Annotated in this window: 17 protein-coding genes and 1 riboswitch; of the genes, 11 read left to right on the forward strand and 6 right to left on the reverse strand. The window is 75.0% G+C overall.

The annotated features are described in order from the left end of the window. Window positions 1–5 precede the first annotated feature (5 nt). On the reverse strand, window positions 6–1,211 hold the full coding sequence (locus tag ACWEO5_RS25755) for an NAD(P)/FAD-dependent oxidoreductase (protein WP_452164626.1): 1,206 nt from the start codon (window positions 1,209–1,211) through the stop codon (window positions 6–8). A gap of 50 nt (window positions 1,212–1,261) precedes the next feature. Then, window positions 1,262–1,374, forward strand: a riboswitch (TPP riboswitch). On the opposite strand from ACWEO5_RS25755, the gene thiO reads away from it, so the two are divergent. The 5 genes from thiO to pknB all read left to right on the forward strand — a co-directional run bounded on the left by thiO (window position 1,370) and on the right by pknB (window position 5,717). Further along, window positions 1,370–2,524, forward strand: a complete 1,155-nt coding sequence (gene thiO, locus ACWEO5_RS25760; protein ID WP_452164627.1) for a glycine oxidase ThiO — start codon at window positions 1,370–1,372, stop codon at window positions 2,522–2,524. Its footprint overlaps the riboswitch before it by 5 nt. After that, on the forward strand, window positions 2,521–2,730 hold the full coding sequence (gene thiS, locus ACWEO5_RS25765) for a sulfur carrier protein ThiS (RefSeq protein ID WP_452164628.1): 210 nt from the start codon (window positions 2,521–2,523) through the stop codon (window positions 2,728–2,730). Before thiO ends, thiS begins: the two co-directional genes overlap by 4 nt. A gap of 3 nt (window positions 2,731–2,733) precedes the next feature. After that, entirely contained in the window at window positions 2,734–3,525 is a 792-nt protein-coding gene (locus ACWEO5_RS25770; protein ID WP_452164629.1) for a thiazole synthase, read from the forward strand. Window positions 3,526–3,640: 115 nt separating this feature from the next. Further along, window positions 3,641–3,925: a hypothetical protein gene (locus tag ACWEO5_RS25775; RefSeq protein ID WP_452164630.1), complete on the forward strand. Its 285-nt coding sequence runs from the start codon at window positions 3,641–3,643 to the stop codon at window positions 3,923–3,925. A gap of 55 nt (window positions 3,926–3,980) precedes the next feature. Next, window positions 3,981–5,717 carry a Stk1 family PASTA domain-containing Ser/Thr kinase gene (pknB, locus tag ACWEO5_RS25780; RefSeq protein WP_452164637.1) on the forward strand — a complete coding sequence of 579 codons (1,737 nt, stop codon included), beginning with the start codon at window positions 3,981–3,983 and terminating at the stop codon, window positions 5,715–5,717. 22 nt (window positions 5,718–5,739) lie between these two features. Here pknB and ACWEO5_RS25785 read toward each other — a convergent pair whose 3' ends face one another. Then, entirely contained in the window at window positions 5,740–6,369 is a 630-nt protein-coding gene (locus tag ACWEO5_RS25785) for a sulfite oxidase-like oxidoreductase (protein ID WP_344554701.1), read from the reverse strand. A 310-nt stretch (window positions 6,370–6,679) separates the two neighbouring features. Between ACWEO5_RS25785 and bfr the strand changes: the two genes are divergently transcribed. Beyond that, window positions 6,680–7,162 carry a bacterioferritin gene (bfr, locus tag ACWEO5_RS25790; RefSeq protein WP_030461011.1) on the forward strand — a complete coding sequence of 161 codons (483 nt, stop codon included), beginning with the start codon at window positions 6,680–6,682 and terminating at the stop codon, window positions 7,160–7,162. Between the two features lie 11 nt (window positions 7,163–7,173). Here the strand turns inward: bfr and ACWEO5_RS25795 are convergent, their stop codons facing one another. Together ACWEO5_RS25795 and ACWEO5_RS25800 are read right to left on the reverse strand one after the other, a co-directional pair. Then, window positions 7,174–7,416 (reverse strand): (2Fe-2S)-binding protein, encoded by a 243-nt coding sequence (locus ACWEO5_RS25795; RefSeq protein WP_344554702.1) that lies wholly within the window; start codon window positions 7,414–7,416, stop codon window positions 7,174–7,176. A gap of 131 nt (window positions 7,417–7,547) precedes the next feature. Continuing rightward, entirely contained in the window at window positions 7,548–8,879 is a 1,332-nt protein-coding gene (locus ACWEO5_RS25800) for a class II 3-deoxy-7-phosphoheptulonate synthase (RefSeq protein WP_452164631.1), read from the reverse strand. A gap of 303 nt (window positions 8,880–9,182) precedes the next feature. Here ACWEO5_RS25800 and ACWEO5_RS25805 point away from each other — a divergent pair, with 303 nt between their 5' ends. From ACWEO5_RS25805 to ACWEO5_RS25825, 5 genes are all read left to right on the forward strand, one after another. Further along, the gene (locus ACWEO5_RS25805; RefSeq protein WP_452164632.1) at window positions 9,183–11,126 is read left to right on the forward strand and encodes an anthranilate synthase family protein; all 1,944 of its coding nucleotides are present in this window, start codon (window positions 9,183–9,185) and stop codon (window positions 11,124–11,126) included. Between the two features lie 115 nt (window positions 11,127–11,241). Beyond that, window positions 11,242–11,592: a CU044_2847 family protein gene (locus tag ACWEO5_RS25810; RefSeq protein WP_344554705.1), complete on the forward strand. Its 351-nt coding sequence runs from the start codon at window positions 11,242–11,244 to the stop codon at window positions 11,590–11,592. Next, complete coding sequence (locus ACWEO5_RS25815; RefSeq protein ID WP_452164633.1) at window positions 11,589–12,506, forward strand: S1 family peptidase; 918 nt, start codon at window positions 11,589–11,591, stop codon at window positions 12,504–12,506. The genes ACWEO5_RS25810 and ACWEO5_RS25815 overlap by 4 nt, the downstream gene beginning before the upstream one ends. Window positions 12,507–12,508: 2 nt before the next feature. After that, entirely contained in the window at window positions 12,509–13,522 is a 1,014-nt protein-coding gene (locus ACWEO5_RS25820) for a hypothetical protein (protein WP_452164634.1), read from the forward strand. 9 nt (window positions 13,523–13,531) lie between these two features. Continuing rightward, entirely contained in the window at window positions 13,532–14,413 is an 882-nt protein-coding gene (locus tag ACWEO5_RS25825; RefSeq protein ID WP_452164635.1) for a transporter substrate-binding domain-containing protein, read from the forward strand. A gap of 13 nt (window positions 14,414–14,426) precedes the next feature. Here ACWEO5_RS25825 and ACWEO5_RS25830 read toward each other — a convergent pair whose 3' ends face one another. Next, complete coding sequence (locus tag ACWEO5_RS25830; RefSeq protein WP_452164638.1) at window positions 14,427–15,071, reverse strand: response regulator; 645 nt, start codon at window positions 15,069–15,071, stop codon at window positions 14,427–14,429. 16 nt (window positions 15,072–15,087) lie between these two features. After that, the gene (gene macS, locus ACWEO5_RS25835; RefSeq protein WP_452164639.1) at window positions 15,088–16,203 is read right to left on the reverse strand and encodes a MacS family sensor histidine kinase; all 1,116 of its coding nucleotides are present in this window, start codon (window positions 16,201–16,203) and stop codon (window positions 15,088–15,090) included. Between the last annotated feature and the right edge of the window lie 140 nt (window positions 16,204–16,343).

The raw sequence follows: 16,343 nt of genomic DNA on the forward strand, positions 1-16,343 counted from the left end.
AGGCGCTACCGGGCGGCGGCCTTCAACTGGACGGCCGGGTCGGCGGCGCGGGCCGGGTCGAGCGCGCCGCCGCGTTCGATCAGGCGGCGGCCCTGGGCCAGGTCGCGCGGCCGGTCGACGGCGAGCAGCGCGACCAGGGCGCCGTCGCGCAGCCAGAGCACCGTCCAGTCCGGGTCGGACGGGGAGCCGCGCCACAGCAGGTGGTCGGCCCCGGCGTGCCGCCCGGCGTACTGGACCATCCGGCCGAACTGCTCGGACCAGAAGTACGGGACGGGGTCGTACGGGGTGTCGAGGGTGCCGAGCAGGGAGGCCGCGGCGGCGGCGCCGGAGTGCAGGGCGTGGTCCCAGTGCTGGACGGCGAGCCGGGTGCCGGAGCGGGCGGAGGGGTAGGCGGCGCAGTCGCCGGCCGCCAGGACGCCGGGCAGGGCGGTGCGCAGCCGGTCGTCGACCGGGAGCGTGCCGTCGGGGTCGGGGACGAGCGGGCCGCCGAGCAGCCAGTCGGTGGCGGGGCGGGCGCCGATGCCGACCACGACCTCGTCGGCGGGCAGGTGGGTGCCGTCGGTGAGCAGCACCCCGCCGTCGGCGGCGCCGGCCACCGCGGCGCCGCAGCGCAGGTCGACCCCGGCGGCGGCGTACCAGTCGGCCATCAGGGCGCCGAGTTCGGCGGGCAGCGCGCCGGCCAGCGGGGCGGCGGCGGCCTCCAGCACCGTGACCTCGCAGCCGAGTCCACGGGCGACGGTGGCGGTCTCGGCGCCGATCCAGCCCGCGCCGACCAGCACGATCCGGCGGCCGGGGGTGAGCGCGGCGCGCAGCACGTGGGCGTCGTCGACGGTGCGCAGGGTGCGGGCGCCGGGCAGGCCGGGGAGGGTGCGGGCGGTGGCGCCGGTGGCGATCACCAGGGCGTCGTAGGGCAGTTCGCCGCGGTCGGTGCGCAGGACGCCGTCGGCGAGGCCGGTGGCGCGGCGGCCGGTGAGCAGGTCGACGCCGAGCCCGCGCCAGTCGATCTCGAAGGCGGTGGCGTCGGCCTTGCCGAGCAGCACGTCCTTGGAGAGCGGGGGGCGGTCGTAGGGCAGGTGCGGTTCCTCGCCGACCAGGGCGAGCGGGCCCTGCCAGCCGCCCTGCCGCAGCCCGAGGGCGGCCTGGGCGCCCGCCATGCCCGTGCCGACCACGACGACCCGGTCCGTTGCCTTCAGCTCAGCCACGGCGTCCACCCTACCCACGCGCCTTCGGGGGCGGACGGACCCGGCGTTAAGCTGGGGCTACTACGTCACACGGGAGCCCGGCGCACCGGGCTGAGAGGCGGGCTGCGGCGGCCCGCGACCGTCCGAACCTGATCCGGGTCATGCCGGCGAAGGGAGATCCAACCGCTGTGGCACATTCCCGTGCGCTGGACGTACTGGTGGTCGGCGGGGGCATCATCGGGCTCGGTGTCGCCTGGCGCACCGCGCAGCGCGGCCTGTCGGTCGCGGTGGTCGACCCGCACCCGGGCGGCGGCGCGGCGCGGGTCGCCGCGGGCATGCTCGCCCCCGTCACCGAACTGCAGTACGGCGAGGAGCCGTTGCTGCGGCTGGGGATGGCGTCGAACGAGCGCTACGCCGCCTTCGCCGCCGAGCTGACCGAGCTCACCGGCCTGGACACCGGCTACCGGGCCACCGGCACGCTGGCGGTCGCGCTGGACTCCGACGACCGCGCGGAACTGCGCGAACTGCACGCCTTCCACGGCCGGTTGGGCCTGGCGTCCGAGTGGCTGACCGGCCGCGAGTGCCGCCGGCTGGAGCCGATGCTGGCGCCGGGCGTGCGCGGCGGCCTGCACGTCGCCGACGACCACCAGGTGGACGGCCGCCGGCTGGCCGCCGCGCTGGTCGCCGCCTGCGCGCTGGCGGGCGTGGTGTTCCACCGGGCCGAGGCCGCCGAACTGCTGGTCGAGGGCGGTCGGGCGGCGGGCGTGCGGCTGGCGACCGGCGAGCGGGTGGCGGCGGGACGCACCGTGCTGGCCGCCGGTTCGCGCAGCCACCTGCTGCCGGGCCTGCCGGTGGGGGTGCTGCCGGCCGTCCGCCCGGTCAAGGGGCAGGTGCTGCGGCTGCGGATGCCCACCGCGCACGGGCCGTTCCTCTCGCGGAACGTGCGGGCGGTGGTGCGCGGGCAGCACCTGTACCTGGTGCCGCGGGCCGACGGCGAGCTGGTGGTCGGCGCGACCACCGAGGAGCTGGGCCACGACACCACCGTCACCGCGGGCGGCGTCTACGAGCTGCTCCGGGACGCGCACGAGCTGGTGCCCGGCATCACCGAACTGCCGCTGGTGGAGACCGGCGCGGGCCTGCGCCCGGGCTCCCCCGACAACGCGCCGCTGCTCGGCCCGACCGCGCTGGACGGGCTGGCCGCCGCCACCGGGCACTACCGCAACGGCGTGCTGCTCACCCCGGTCACCGCCGACCTGCTCGCCGACTACCTGGCCGACGGTGAACTCCCGCCGCTGGCCCGCGACTTCACCCCCGACCGCTTCACCCCGAAGGCCGCCGCATGAACACCATCGCCCTGACCGTCAACGGCGAGCCGCGCATCCTGCCCGCCGCCACCACGCTGGACGTGGTGGTCGCCGAGGTGTCGGCCGCCAACACCGGCGTCGCCGCCGCCGTCAACGAGGCGGTGGTGCCGCGCAGTTCGTGGCCCGCCACCGCGCTCGGCGAGGGCGACCGGGTGGAGATCCTCACCGCCGTCCAGGGAGGCTGAACCATGGCTGACGACGCGCTGGTCATCGCCGGCACCACCTTCTCCTCCCGCCTGATCATGGGCACCGGCGGCGCGCCCAGCCTGGAGGTGCTGGAGCAGGCGCTGCGGGCGTCCGGCACCGAGCTGACCACGGTGGCGATGCGCCGGGTCGACACCACCACCCGGGGCTCGGTCCTGGAGGTGCTGTCCCGCAACGGCATCCGGGTGCTGCCGAACACGGCGGGCTGCTACACCGCGGGCGAGGCGGTGCTGACCGCCCGGCTGGCCCGGGAGGCGCTCGGCACCGACTGGGTGAAGCTGGAGGTGATCGCCGACGAGCGGACCCTGCTGCCCGACCCGATCGAACTGCTGGACGCCGCCGAGACGCTGGTCGACGACGGTTTCACCGTGCTGCCGTACACCAACGACGACCCGGTGCTGGCCCGCAAGCTGGAGGACGTCGGCTGCGCGGCGATCATGCCGCTGGGCTCGCCGATCGGCTCCGGCCTGGGCATCCGCAACCCGCACAACTTCCAGCTGATCGTGGAGTCCGCGAACGTCCCGGTGGTGCTGGACGCGGGCGCGGGCACCGCGAGCGACGTCGCGCTGGCGATGGAGCTCGGCTGCTCCGCCGTCATGCTGGCCTCCGCGGTGACCCGCGCCCAGGAGCCGGTGCTGATGGCGGAGGCGATGCGCCGGGCCGTCGAGGCGGGTCGGCTGGCCCACCGCGCGGGCCGGATCCCGCGCCGCTACTACGCCGAGGCGTCCTCCCCCACCGCCGGCCTGGCCGACACCCGCGAGCGCCCCGCGTTCTGAGACCCGCGCCCCGGAACGCCGCGTGTCCCGGTTCGGGAACGGTTCGCCCGCCGACCGTGCCCGGGCCGGGGGCGGCTGCCACCATGGCAACGCCGTACGGGGATCGGGGGATCTGATGGCGGGGACGGACGGGCGCGGGACGAGCGTGCTGGGCGCGGTGCTGACCTGCGGCCCGGTGGCGCTGTTCGACCTCTGGCTGCTGGTCGAGGGCGCGCCCCTCGTACCGCTGCCGCTGTTCCTGGTGCTGTCCGGTGCCGCGATCGGCGTGAGCGTCCCGGATCCCGGCGCGCCGCTCTCGGTCCGGCTGTACCGGGCCGGGGTCGGCGCGCTGGTCGTGCACGCGCTGCTGGTGATCCTGCTGTTCGCGGTGTTCGTGCTGTTCCCGTCGTCCCTGTGGTGACCGGCCCGCCGACGGGCCCCTCCGAATACCCAACCCCTAGACTCCTCGGGTGGACATGACCCTCGACGACCCCCTGTACGGCGTGCTCCTCGACGGCCGCTACCGGGTCGAGCAGCGGATCGCGGTCGGCGGCATGTCGACCGTCTACCGGGGCACCGACACCCGGCTGGACCGGACGGTGGCGCTGAAGGTGATGCACCCCTCGCTGGCGGGGGACGGCGACTTCACGGCGCGCTTCATCCGGGAGGCCAAGGCGGTGGCCCGGCTCGCCCACCCGAACGTGGTGAACGTGCTGGACCAGGGCGCCGACCCGCAGGCCGTGTTCATGGCGATGGAGTACGTGCCCGGCCGCAACCTGCGCGACGTGCTGCGCGACCGCGGGGCGCTGTCGGTGCGGGCCGCGCTGGACGTGCTGGAGCCGGTGCTGGCGGCGCTCGGCGCGGCGCACCGGGCCGGCCTGGTGCACCGGGACGTCAAGCCGGAGAACGTGCTGATCACCGACACCGGCCTGGTGAAGGTCGCCGACTTCGGCCTGGTCCGGGTGCTGGAGGGCGCGGACTCCACCGCCACCTCGGCCACCGAGACCGGCCAACTGCTGGGCACCGTCGCCTACCTGGCGCCGGAGCAGATCCGCCAGGAGCCCACCGACCAGCGGGTGGACGTCTACGCGGCGGGCATCCTGCTGTACGAGATGCTGACCGGCGCCCGGCCGCACACCGGGGAGAACGCCGCCCAGGTGATGTACCGGCACCTGCACGAGGACGTCCCGCCGCCGTCCCGCACCGCCCCCGCGGTGGGCCCGGAGCTGGACGCGATAGTGGCGGCGGCGACCGCCCGCGACCCGCAGGCCCGGCCGTGGGACGCGGTGGAGCTGCTGGCCTCGGTGCAGCGGGCCCGCCGTTCGCTGCCCGCCGCGCAGCTGGACGCCGAGCCGCCCGCCTCGACCCGGCCCACCCCGGTGCACAGCCCGGGCGAGGCCACCGCGGTGATCGAGCGGGTTCCGGCGCTGGACCGCACCAGCGTGCTGGAGGTCCCGCCGGAGCTGCTGCCGCCGGTGCGCCCGGCGGTCAACGACGATCCGCCGCGCGGCCTGCCGGGCCCCTCCCGCCGTTCGCCGTTCGGCCGCCGCCCGCTGATCTGGTCGGCGGTGCTGGTGGCGCTGCTGCTGCTGGTGGGCGGCGTGACGTACGCGCTGTCCAACGCGGTGTACGCGACGGTGCCGAGCGTGCTGGGGCAGAGCCGGGAGCAGGCGGCGGCGACGCTGGACGAGGACGGGCTGCACGGCTCGTACAGCGAGCAGTTCAGCGAGTCGGTGCAGGCCGGGCAGGTGATCTCGACCGATCCCGGCGTGGGCACCAAGGTCCGCAAGAGCGACGCGGTGAAGGTGGTGCTCTCGCGCGGCCCGGAGCGGGTGCCGGTGCCGGACGTGACCGGCCGGTCGGCGGCGGACGCCGCCAAGGCGCTGGCCGACGCCCGGCTGACGGCGGGGGCGAGCACCGAGGTGTTCAGCGACACCGTGCCGAAGGGCTCGGTGGTCTCCACCGAGCCGGCGGCCGGTGGCAAGCTGTCGCCCGGCTCGCCGGTGGCGCTGACCGTCTCCAAGGGCATGCACCTGGTGCCGGACGTGAAGGGGATGAGCAAGGAGGACGCCTCGCGGGCGCTCCAGGACGCCGGGTTCGTGCCGGAGATCGCCGGCCTGATCCCGATCGGCAAGGTGTCCGGCCAGTCCCCCGCGGCGAACACCCCGGCCGAGCAGGGCGCCACCGTGACGATCACCGTCAGCCTGTTCTGAGCCCGCGGCCGGGCCCGCCGCCTCAGCGCAGCGGGCCCTCGCCGGGCTGCTCCTGGTAGGAGTAGCGCTGCTCGCGCCACGGGTCGGCGAGGTTGTGGTAGCCGCGCTCCTCCCAGAAGCCGCGCCGGTCGGCCCGCATGTACTCGACGGCGCGCACCCACTTGGGGCCCTTCCAGGCGTACAGGTGGGGCACCACCAGGCGGACCGGGAAGCCGTGTTCGAGGGTGAGCGTGCGGCCGTCGTGGTGGGTGGCGAAGACGGTGGCCGGGTCGGCGAAGTCGGCCAGCCGCAGGTTGGCGCTGTAGCCGTACTCGGCCCAGACCATCACGTGGGTGACGGTGGGGTCGGGCGGGACGAGGTCCAGGACGGTCCGGGCGGCGACGCCGGTCCACTCGTTGCCGAGCATCGAGAACTTGGTGACGCAGTGGAAGTCGCCGCGGACGGTGGTCTTGGGCAGGGCGTGGAAGGCGGGGAAGTCCCAACTGGTCTTCTCGGCGTCGGCGGTGGCCCCGAACACCTGGAAGTCCCAGCTCTGCGGCTTGAACCGGGGCACCGGCCCGTAGTGCAGGACCGGCCAGCCGCGCTGCGGCCGCTGCCCCGGGGGGAGCCTCGGGTCAGTCGGCGGCTGCTGTTCCGGTTCGTGCTGACCCATGTCCTCCATGGTGACAGACGGCGGGCGGCGAATCGCGCGCGCCCCCTTCGCACGCCCCCTTCCCGGGCGCCCGGGAATGCGCCGCGGCGGAGGGGGGAAACGCGGGGCGAAACCGCGCGGGCGTTCGGGTGAGATACCCCCGAACGGCCCAACGGGCTCGACATCACCGCAGGTCAGCGCGGTGTGGACGGCCGGAAAAAGTCGATCACCAGGGCGGCTGTGAGCGTGAACTTACTGGAAGTGCACCCGTTCAGCTGCCACGATGCGGGACATCCGGGCACCGACCGGAATGCGCACAGGAAGGCAGGCCATGCAGGGCGACCCCGAGGTCATCGAGTTCCTCAACGAGCAGTTGACCGCCGAACTCACCGCCATCAACCAGTACTTCCTGCACGCGAAGATGCAGGAGAACTTCGGCTGGACCAAGCTCGCCAAGTACACCCGGCACGAGTCCTTCGACGAGATGAAGCACGCCGAGGTGCTGACCGACCGGATCCTCTTCCTGGACGGCCTGCCGAACTACCAGCGGCTGTTCCACGTCCGGATCGGGCAGACCGTCAAGGAGATGTTCGAGGCCGACCGGCAGGTCGAGGTGGAGGCGATCGACCGGCTGCGGCGCGGGATCGTGGTGATGCGGGCCAAGAACGACGTCACCTCGGCGAACATCTTCGAGTCGATCCTCGCCGACGAGGAGCACCACATCGACTACCTGGACACCCAGCTGGAGCTGCTGGACAAGCTCGGCGAGGCGCTCTACATCGCGCAACTGATCGAGCAGCCCGAGAGCAGCTGAGCCGCTGCGGCTCAGGCCGCCTTCGGGGCGCCGACGGCCGGGTCGGCGGCCAGGCCGAGCCGTTCGGCCAGCCGGGCGGTCGGGCAGGGGCGGGCGCCGTGCTCGCCGAGCAGCGCCTGGATGCGGCGCACGCAGGAACCGCAGTCGGTGCCGGCCTTGCAGCCCTGGGCTATCTGGCGCGGGGTGCTGGCCCCCTCGTCGATCTTCTGCTTGACCTGGGCCTCGGTGACCGCGTGGCACATGCACACGTACATGTGCGGCCCCTTCCACGATTGGTGCGGTTTGCTGAGCCTTACCTTACCTGGTGCTCCGGGTACGAAGAAGGCCCCTCCGCCTCGGATCGCCCGAGAACGGAGGGGCCTTCGTCACACCTACCGCGGGTGCCTCACTGGTCGCGGTACATCTCGGCGACCAGGAAGGCCAGGTCGAGCGACTGGCTGCGGTTGAGCCGCGGGTCGCAGGCCGTCTCGTAGCGCTGGTGCAGGTCGTCGACCAGCACCTCGTCGCCGCCGCCGACGCACTCGGTGACGTCGTCGCCGGTCAGCTCCACGTGGATGCCGCCCGGGTGGGTGCCGAGCGCGCGGTGCACCTCGAAGAAGCCCCGGACCTCGTCCAGCACGTCGTCGAACTTGCGGGTCTTGTGGCCGCTGGAGGCCTCGTAGGTGTTGCCGTGCATCGGGTCGGTGATCCACACCACCTGGGCGCCGGACGCGGTGACCTTCTCCACCAGGGTGGGCAGGTGGTCGCGGATCTTGCCCGCGCCCATCCGGGTGATGAAGGTGAGCCGACCGGGCTCGCGCTCCGGGTCGAGCCGGTCGATCAGGGTCAGCGCGTCGTCCACCGTGGTGGTCGGGCCGAGCTTGACGCCGATCGGGTTGCGGATCTTGGACGCGAACTCGATGTGCGCGTGGTCCAGCTGGCGGGTGCGCTCGCCGATCCACACCATGTGGCCGGAGACGTCGTACAGCTCGCCGGTGCGCGAGTCGGTGCGGGTCAGCGCCGTCTCGTAGTCCAGGATCAGCGCCTCGTGCGAGGAGAAGAACTCGACCGTCTTGAACTCCTCCGGGGCCACCCCGCAGGCGTTCATGAAGGCCAGCGCCTGGTCGATCTCCCGGGCCAGCTGCTCGTAGCGCTGCCCCGCCGGGGAGTTGCGCACGAAGTCCTGGTTCCAGGCGTGCACCTGGCGCAGGTCGGCGTAGCCGCCGGTGGTGAAGGCGCGCACCAGGTTGAGCGTCGCGGCGGAGGCGTTGTACATCCGCTTGAGGCGCTCCGGGTCCGGGATCCGGGCCTCGGCGGTGAACTCGAAGCCGTTGACCGAGTCGCCGCGGTAGGTCGGCAGGGTCACGCCGTCGCGGGTCTCGGTGCCCTTGGAGCGGGGCTTGGAGTACTGGCCGGCGATCCGGCCGACCTTGACCACCGGGACGGACGCGGCGTACGTGAGCACGGCGGCCATCTGGAGCAGGGTCTTCAGCTTGTTGCGGATGTGGTCGGCCGACACGGCGTCGAACGCCTCGGCGCAGTCGCCGCCCTGGAGCAGGAACGCCTCACCACGCGCGACGGCCGCGAGCCGGGCGCGCAGCTGGTCGCACTCGCCGGCGAAGACGAGGGGCGGATAGGAGGCCAGCTCCGCAAGGGTCTTGCGCAGAGCCTCTTGGTCCGGCCATTCAGGCTGCTGCGCCGCGGGCAGGGACTGCCAGGAGTGGTTAGTCACGGTCACAGGGCAAGGCTACGGGGTGGCACAAGCGGATTGGGGGTGCCGCCCGGTGGGTGAGACGGGAAGTGGACATCGGCGCGATCCCTCCCCGCGCCGCCCGCCGGTGGGCTATGGTCTGCTCCGTGACCGCGACGCACACCTTCTCCTGGTGGTGGGCCAGCCCGTTGGGCGGCCCACTGATCGCGCGTCCCTAGCGACGAACGACGGCCGCCCTCCGGGGCGGCCGTCGGCGCGTGTGTGCAGCGTCACGGCCTCCCGGAGGCGGCGGAACCCCCGCAGCACCCTCCCGGAAGGAACACCGCAGCCGTGACCACCACCGCCGCCGCAGCCGACCTGCTCGCCCGGCTCACCGCCCCCGGCGCCCCGGCCTTCGCCCTGCTGCACCGCCGCGCGCCCAGGCTCGCCCCCGACACCGTCGAACTGCTGATCGGCGGGGTCACCGACCACGCGGCGCTGGCCGACCTGCCCGTCCCGGCCGGCGTCCCCGCCGGCGGCCCGCGGCACGACCTGCTGGCCCTCGTCCCGTACGCGCAGATCCGCGAGCGCGGCTTCGCCGCCCGGCAGGACGGCACCCCGCTGCGGGCGCTGTCCGTCGACGAGCAGTACGCGCTGCCGCTGGCGGCGGTGCTGGCCGCGCTGCCCGACGCGCCGGTGGAGCTGCGCGGCGGGGAGTTCGACATCGACGACGAGGAGTACGCGGAGATCGTCCGCCGGGTCATCCGGGACGAGATCGGCCGCGGCGAGGGCGCCAACTTCGTGATCCGGCGCGACTTCCGGGCCGAGCTGGCCGGGTACTCCACCGCCACCGCGCTCACCCTGTTCCGGCGGCTGCTGGAGCACGAGCGCGGCGCCTACTGGACCTTCCTGGTGCACACCGGCGACCGGGTGCTGGTCGGCGCCTCCCCCGAGGTCCACGTCCGGCAGTCCGGCGGCACCGTGGTGATGAACCCGATCTCCGGCACCTACCGCTACCCGGCCGGCGGCCCGACCGCCGATTCGCTGCTGGAGTTCCTGCGCGACCCCAAGGAGCTGGAGGAGCTCACCATGGTGGTCGACGAGGAGCTGAAGATGATGTGCGCGGTCGGCGACCTCGGCGGGCAGGTGCTCGGCCCGCGCCTGAAGGAGATGTCGCACCTCGCGCACACCGAGTACGAACTGCGCGGCCGCACCTCGCTGGACGTCCGCGAGGTGCTGCGGGAGACCATGTTCGCCGCCACCGTCACCGGCAGCCCGGTGCAGAACGCCACCCGGGTGATCGACCGGTACGAGCGCGGCGGCCGCGGCTACTACTCCGGCGCGCTCGCCCTGATCGGCCGCTCGGCCAGCGGTGGCCAGCAGCTGGACTCGCCGATCTGCATCCGGGCCGCCGACATCGACCCCGCCGACGGCTCGCTGGTCGTCCGGGTCGGCGCCACCCTGGTCCGGCACTCCGACCCGCGCTCCGAGGTCGCCGAGACGCACGCCAAGGCCGCCGGGGTGCTCTCCGCGATCGGCGCCCGCCCGGCCCGCTCCGCCCGGGAGGCCGCCGCCCGGCCCCGGCTCGCCGAGGACCACCGGGTGCAGGCCGCCCTCGACTCCCGGCGCGCCGGGCTGGCCCCGTTCTGGCTCCGGATGCAGCAGCCCGCCGCGCCGCTGCCCGGCGCCGACACCCTGGTGGTGGACGGCGAGGACACCTTCACCGCGATGCTCGCCCACCTGCTGCGCTCGCTCGGCCACACCGTCACCGTGCTCCGCTACGACGCCCCCGGACTGCGCGAGCGGGCCGCCGCGCACCCCGGCCCGCTGGTGCTCGGCCCCGGCCCCGGCGACCCGGCCGACCCGGCCGACCCGAAGATGGCGCTGCTGCGCCCGGTGGTCGCCGACGCGCTGGCCGCCGTCCGCTCCGGGGCGCGCACCGCGCCGCTGCTCGCGGTCTGCCTCAGCCACCAGCTGCTCTCCGCGCGGTTGGGGCTGGAGCTGGCCCGCAAGGCGGTGCCGTACCAGGGCGCCCAGGAGGCCGTCGACCTGTTCGGCACCCGCCGCACCGTCGGCTTCTACAACACCTTCACCGCCCGCTGCGACGCGGCGGCGGCCGAGCGGCTGGCCGCCGAGGGCGTCGAGGTCGCCCGGGACGCCCGCACCGGCGACGTGCACGCGCTGCGCGGGCCCGGCTTCGCCAGCCTGCAGTTCCACCCCGAGTCGGTGCTCACCCGGGAGGGCGTGGAGATCGTCGCCGAACTGCTGGGCGCCGCCGCGGCCGTGCGCGGCTGAAACCGGCCGCCCGGGCCGCTCCCCCGCCCACCGCCCCGGCTTCCGGAAAGGTCTGGATCTCTCCCCAGCTGACTGGTATTCATATCCTGCTTGCCGGTCATGAGTTGGGGGATGCATGACGAACGCACCGGTGCCCGGCACCGTGGAGATCGCCCTGGACGACGGCACCGTCCTGCACGCCGCCGTCCGGCAGGGACCGGGCCGCCCGGCGGGGGACGCGGGGGCGGCCACCGCGGCCGTCACCCACAGCCTCGGCGAGGTGCGGCGCACCGTCCGCGCGGTCGGGCGCTGGGCCCGCGAGACGGCGCGCGAGGCGGGTGACCCGGACGGCTTCGAGGTGGAGTTCGGCCTCACCCTCGGGGTGAAGTCCGGCCGCCTGATCGGCGTGCTCGCGGAAGCCTCCGGCCAGGCGAGCCTGGTGGTCCGGCTGAGCTGGAAGCGGCCGGACGACCGCCCCGCCGCGTGAGCCCGGACGCCGCCGCGGTCCGCCTCGCGGACCCGGCCGGGGCCTTCCTCGGCAGCGGCTTCCACCTCGGCGCGGGCCTGCTGGTCAGCTGCGCGCACGTGGTGCACGGCCACCCCGGGCTCACCGCGGCCCGGCACGGCGGGGACGCCCACCCGGTGCGCACCGCCCGGCTGTTCCCGCCGGACCGGCCGCCCGGCGCGGCCAGCTACCCGCCGCCGGACCTCGCGCTGCTCACCGCGCCCGGCCTGGCCGGCGCCCCGGCGGTGCCGCTCGCCGGGCGCGACCCGGCGGGCGGCGCGGCCGTCCTGGTGCACGGCTTCGCGGTGAACCCGGTGACCGGCGAGGTCGGCCCGGAGTCGGCCCGGCTGACCGTGGCGGGGCCCTCCGGCCTCGGGCTGCGCGTCCAACAGGGCTGGATCCAGCACGGGTTGAGCGGCAGCATGGCGCTCGACGGACACGGCCGGGTGGTCGGCGTGGTCAAGGCGACCGCGGACGGCGACGACCCGGTGGGCGGCTGGCTGACCCCGCTGTCCGCGCTGCTGCCGCTGCTGCCGCCGCTGCCGCCCGGCGAGCCGCCCGCCCCGCCGGCCGGACCACCCCGTCCGCCCGCCCCGGCGCCGACGGCGGGCGCGGTCGCCCGGCTGCTCGGCGAACCGTCCCTGCTGGAGGACCCGGCGGCCCGGCTGGAGCTGATCAGGGCCGTCAACGAGCGGCTCGGCCCCGGCCAGCAGGTCAGGGTCCCGTACCACGCGCACGCCGCCCTGCACCTGCGCGCCCTCGCTGCGGCCTGCCTGGAGCACCGCAGCCCCGCCGACGCCCTGCGCGCCCTGCTGGCCGGGGCCCGCGAACTGTGCGGCCCGCACCGCGCCCTGGACCGGCTCGGCGCCCTGCTCGACCTCGACCCGGAGGAGTGACCGTGGACCGCTGCACCTGGGAGACCCGGCAGATGCTGCAGCGCATCCTCGCCGAATGGTTCACCCTGGCTCCCGTGCTGCCCGACCTGGAGCAGCACCTGGCCGAGAGCACCGGTTACCCGGTCCAGGTGCAGCCCCGCCAACTGGCCACGTCCGCCGCCCGGATCGCCGGCTTCCTGGCCGAGGAGCACGGGCAGCCGTCCGCCGCGATCGGCCACCTGCACGACTGGCTGGTCGGCTTCGCCGGGGCCAGCCTGCGCGGCGACTGGGTGGCGTTCCTGGCCCAGGTCCAGAGCGCCCCGGGGCTGACCGTGAACGAGCGGGCCGACCTGGTGGTGATCGCGGGCGTGCTGTGCTTCCCGCCGGTGACGCCGGAGCGGACGGACGGCCGGCGGCTGGTCGAGACCGCCCGCCACGCCATGGTCATCGGCAGCCCCGCCCACCTGCTGCGGGACCTGCGCGGCCGGCAGGAGCACCAGCTGGCCCGGATCGCCGAGGAGGCGGTGGAGAAGTCCCGCTCCAGGCCGCCGCGGCCGCCCACCGTGCAGCAGCCGCTGCCCCCGGAGCAGCCGCCACCGCCACCGCCGCAGCCCGGGGGCAGGCGGCGGGTGCTGCTGGCCGTCGGCGCGGCCCTGCTGGCGACGGCCGGTGTGGTGACGGCGGTGGCCTGGCCCGACGACCCGCCGCCGCTGGTCGACCAGGAGACCAGCTGGACCCCCCGGCTCATCGAGCCCGGCGGCACCGCCACCGCCCTGATCAACGTCCCCGAGGGCGCGAAGCGGTTGGAGACCGAGCTCCTGCTGACCGACCCGAACCCGGGCAGCGGCACCTGCGCCGACGTGACCGCCGAGCTCAGCACCGACCAGGGCGGCAGCAGCGGCCGGCGGCCCCGGGACGCGCAGCTTTCCGTCCCGGTGCCCTCCGGCCGCACCGGCCTGCGCCTGACGCTGCTGCTGCACGCCGGGGGCGGCTGCGCCCAGAGCGTCGACATCCAAAGCGTCCGGTTCACCCGCTAGGAGGCCCCCGTGCCCGTCCCGCGCCCCGCCGCCCACCTGGCGGCCGGCCTGCTCCTGCTCGCCACCGCCGCGTCCGGCTGCTCCGCCGGCGAGGACAAGTCCCCGTTCGACAACCTGCCGGTCAAGGTCGGCTTCAAGACCGACCGGCCGGGCATGTCCGAGTTCACCGACAAGGGCGTGTACGACGGCTTCGAGCCGCACCTGACCATGAAGGTGCTCGGCTCCCGGAAGATCGACTACACCTCGCTGACGGTGACCACCGCCAACTGGGAGGACGCCCTCACCGACGGCAAGGCCAACCACAACAAGGTCGACCTGGTGGTCGCCGACATCTCCGAGCGCGACGACCTCAAGCGGGACTACGACCTGGCCGGCCCCTACCTGCAGACCCCGCTGGGCGTGCTGCTGAAGGCCGACGACCCCCGGACGGTCGCCAAGTCCGAGGACCTCAAGCCGCTGCGGGTATGCGTGTCCGGCGGCACCACCTCCGAGGCGCAGCTCAAGGACATCGGCCCGCAGGTCACCGTCACCGGCGCCAACCTCAAGGAGTGCCTGGAGCGGGTCGACGACGGCACCGCCGACGCCGTGCTCTCCGACTACCTGGTGCTGCAGGGCGTCGCCGCCAACTCCGGCAGCGGCGGCCGGCGCGCCTACCGGGTCGCCCGGGACGCCCACATCGGCAAGACCCAGTTCCTGATGATGGTCCTGCCCAAGGGGCACCGGAAGGCGTGCGAGCTGCTCCGCCAGGCCATCAACGACTACCTGCAGGACCCGGACTGGATGAACGCCCTGCGCACCTCCTTCGCCTTCGGCCCGGACTTCACCGACAAGGAGCTGCGCGACGCCTTCAAACCCGTCACCACCTCGGCCGGCGACCGCTGCTCGGCCTGAACTCCGGGAGCGCTCAGCCCAGTTCCTCGTCCAGCCCCTGCTCGATCGCGTACCGGACCAGCTCGACCCGGTTGTGCAGCTGGAGCTTGCCCAGGGTGTTCTGGACGTGGTTCTGCACGGTGCGGTGCGAGAGCACCAGGCGGTCGGCGATCTGCCGGTAGGACAGGCCCTTGGCGACCAGCCGCAGCACCTCGGTCTCCCGCGGGGTCAGCTGCGGGGCGGCCGGCTCGGCGGCGGTGCCGGGCTCGGCGGCGAGGCGGCGGAACTCGCCGAGCACCAGGCCCGCCAGGCCCGGGGTGAACACCGGGTCGCCGACGGCGGTGCGGCGCACCGCGTCGAGCAGCTCCTCGCGGCCCGCCGACTTCACCAGGTAGCCGGTGGCGCCGGACTTCACCGCCTCCAGCACGTCGGCGTGCTCGCCGCTGGCGGACAGCACCAGCACCCGCACCGCCGGGTCGGCCGCCACCACCCGGCGGCACACCTCGGCGCCGGACAGCGCGGGCAGGTTGAGGTCCAGCACCACCACCTGCGGGGTGCTGGCCCGGGCCCGGCGCACCGCCTCCTCGCCGTCCCCGGCGGTGGCGACCACGGCGAACCCGGCCTCGGCCAGGTCCCGGGCCACCCCGTCGCGCCACATCGGGTGGTCGTCCACCACCATCACGCGCACCGGCTGATCAGTCGTCACGTCCGCTCCTCGGCCACCGCAGTTCCACCTCGACGCCCTGCCCGGGCACCGAGTACAGCTCGGCGCTGCCGCCGAGGTCGAGCATCCGGCCGCGGATCGACTGCGCGACCCCGAGCCGGCCGTCGCGCTGCGCCTCGGCCAGCCGTCCGGCCGGGAAGCCGGGGCCGTCGTCGCGCACCGACACGGTGACCGCCTCCGGTTCGTCCTCGACCAGGATCCAGGCCCGGGCCGCCTCCCCGGCGTGCCGGCGGACGTTGTCCAGCGCGGCGGCGACCGCGGCGGCCAGTTCGGACGCGGCGGCGGCGGGCAGCAGGACGGGCGTGGCGGGCGCGGCGACGGTGATCCGCTCGTCGGCGTGCCGGGAGAGCAGCGGGCGCAGGTCCCGCTCGCCGTCCGCGTCGCCGTCGTCCTCGGGCGGCCGCCCGCCGGTCATCAGGGCCCGCAGCGCGCGCTCCTGCTCGCCGGCCAGCCGGCCGAGTTCGGCGGCGTCGCCCTGCTGGCGGTGCACCAGGGCGAGCACCTGCAGCACCCCGTCGTGGATGTCCCGGGAGAGGCGTTCGCGCTCCCGGGTGGCGGCCTCCACCTGGAGCGCCCGGGTGAGCACCGCCTCGCTGGCCCGGGCCAGTTCGATCACGTAGCCGATGGCGCAGCCGGCGAGCAGCAGCAGGACGATGTTGTGCAGGTTGTCGGGGCTGACCCCGCCGTGCCCGAGGATGTTGGCCGCGCCGATCACCGCACCGGCGAACGCGGCGGCCCGCCAACCGCCCTTGCCGGCGAAGCCGAGCACCGTCCCGGCCGCCCAGATCGTCGGCAGGGTCGGCGCGCCGCCGTGGATCCGGGCCGGGGTGTCGATGATCCCGCTCATCACGATGCCGGTCACCGCGGCCGTCAGGTCGGTGCCGAGCACCAGCCAGGTGCAGCGCTGGGGCCCGGCGAACGCCCGGGTGGAGGCCAGCGTCCACAGGCTCAGCGCGCCCAGGAAGATCCAGCCGGACACCGGGTGCAGGAACTGGTGGTACGAGGTGAGGTAGCGCAGCACCGCGTAGGCCAGCGCGAGCACCCGGAAGTAGCCCATGGCGCGCCACAGCGGCAGCTCCACCGACATGCCGCCGGCCGCCACGGCCGCCACCACCCCGGCCGGCCGGCGCCCCCGCGGCCCCGGCCGGGCCGGGCGGCGGGGGGGGCCGGGGGGGGGGGCGGGCGTCGTTGTGTTGGTGGGTGGTGGGTGGTGGCGCCCCGCAGCCG

The organism is Kitasatospora sp. NPDC004272 (genome assembly GCF_053603035.1).

Bases quoted from the DNA above. Each gene is read 5' to 3' on its own strand.
- ACWEO5_RS25830 (WP_452164638.1), bottom strand. From the start codon at position 15,071: ATGGTGGTGGACGACCACCCGATGTGGCGCGACGGGGTGGCCCGGGAC.
- ACWEO5_RS25785 (WP_344554701.1), bottom strand. From the start codon at position 6,369: ATGGGTCAGCACGAACCGGAACAGCAGCCGCCGACTGACCCGAGGCTC.
- ACWEO5_RS25795 (WP_344554702.1), bottom strand. From the start codon at position 7,416: ATGTACGTGTGCATGTGCCACGCGGTCACCGAGGCCCAGGTCAAGCAG.
- thiS (WP_452164628.1), top strand. From the start codon at position 2,521: ATGAACACCATCGCCCTGACCGTCAACGGCGAGCCGCGCATCCTGCCC.
- ACWEO5_RS25770 (WP_452164629.1), top strand. From the start codon at position 2,734: ATGGCTGACGACGCGCTGGTCATCGCCGGCACCACCTTCTCCTCCCGC.
- bfr (WP_030461011.1), top strand. From the start codon at position 6,680: ATGCAGGGCGACCCCGAGGTCATCGAGTTCCTCAACGAGCAGTTGACC.
- ACWEO5_RS25810 (WP_344554705.1), top strand. From the start codon at position 11,242: ATGACGAACGCACCGGTGCCCGGCACCGTGGAGATCGCCCTGGACGAC.
- pknB (WP_452164637.1), top strand. From the start codon at position 3,981: ATGACCCTCGACGACCCCCTGTACGGCGTGCTCCTCGACGGCCGCTAC.
- macS (WP_452164639.1), bottom strand. From the start codon at position 16,203: ATGTCGGTGGAGCTGCCGCTGTGGCGCGCCATGGGCTACTTCCGGGTG.
- ACWEO5_RS25775 (WP_452164630.1), top strand. From the start codon at position 3,641: ATGGCGGGGACGGACGGGCGCGGGACGAGCGTGCTGGGCGCGGTGCTG.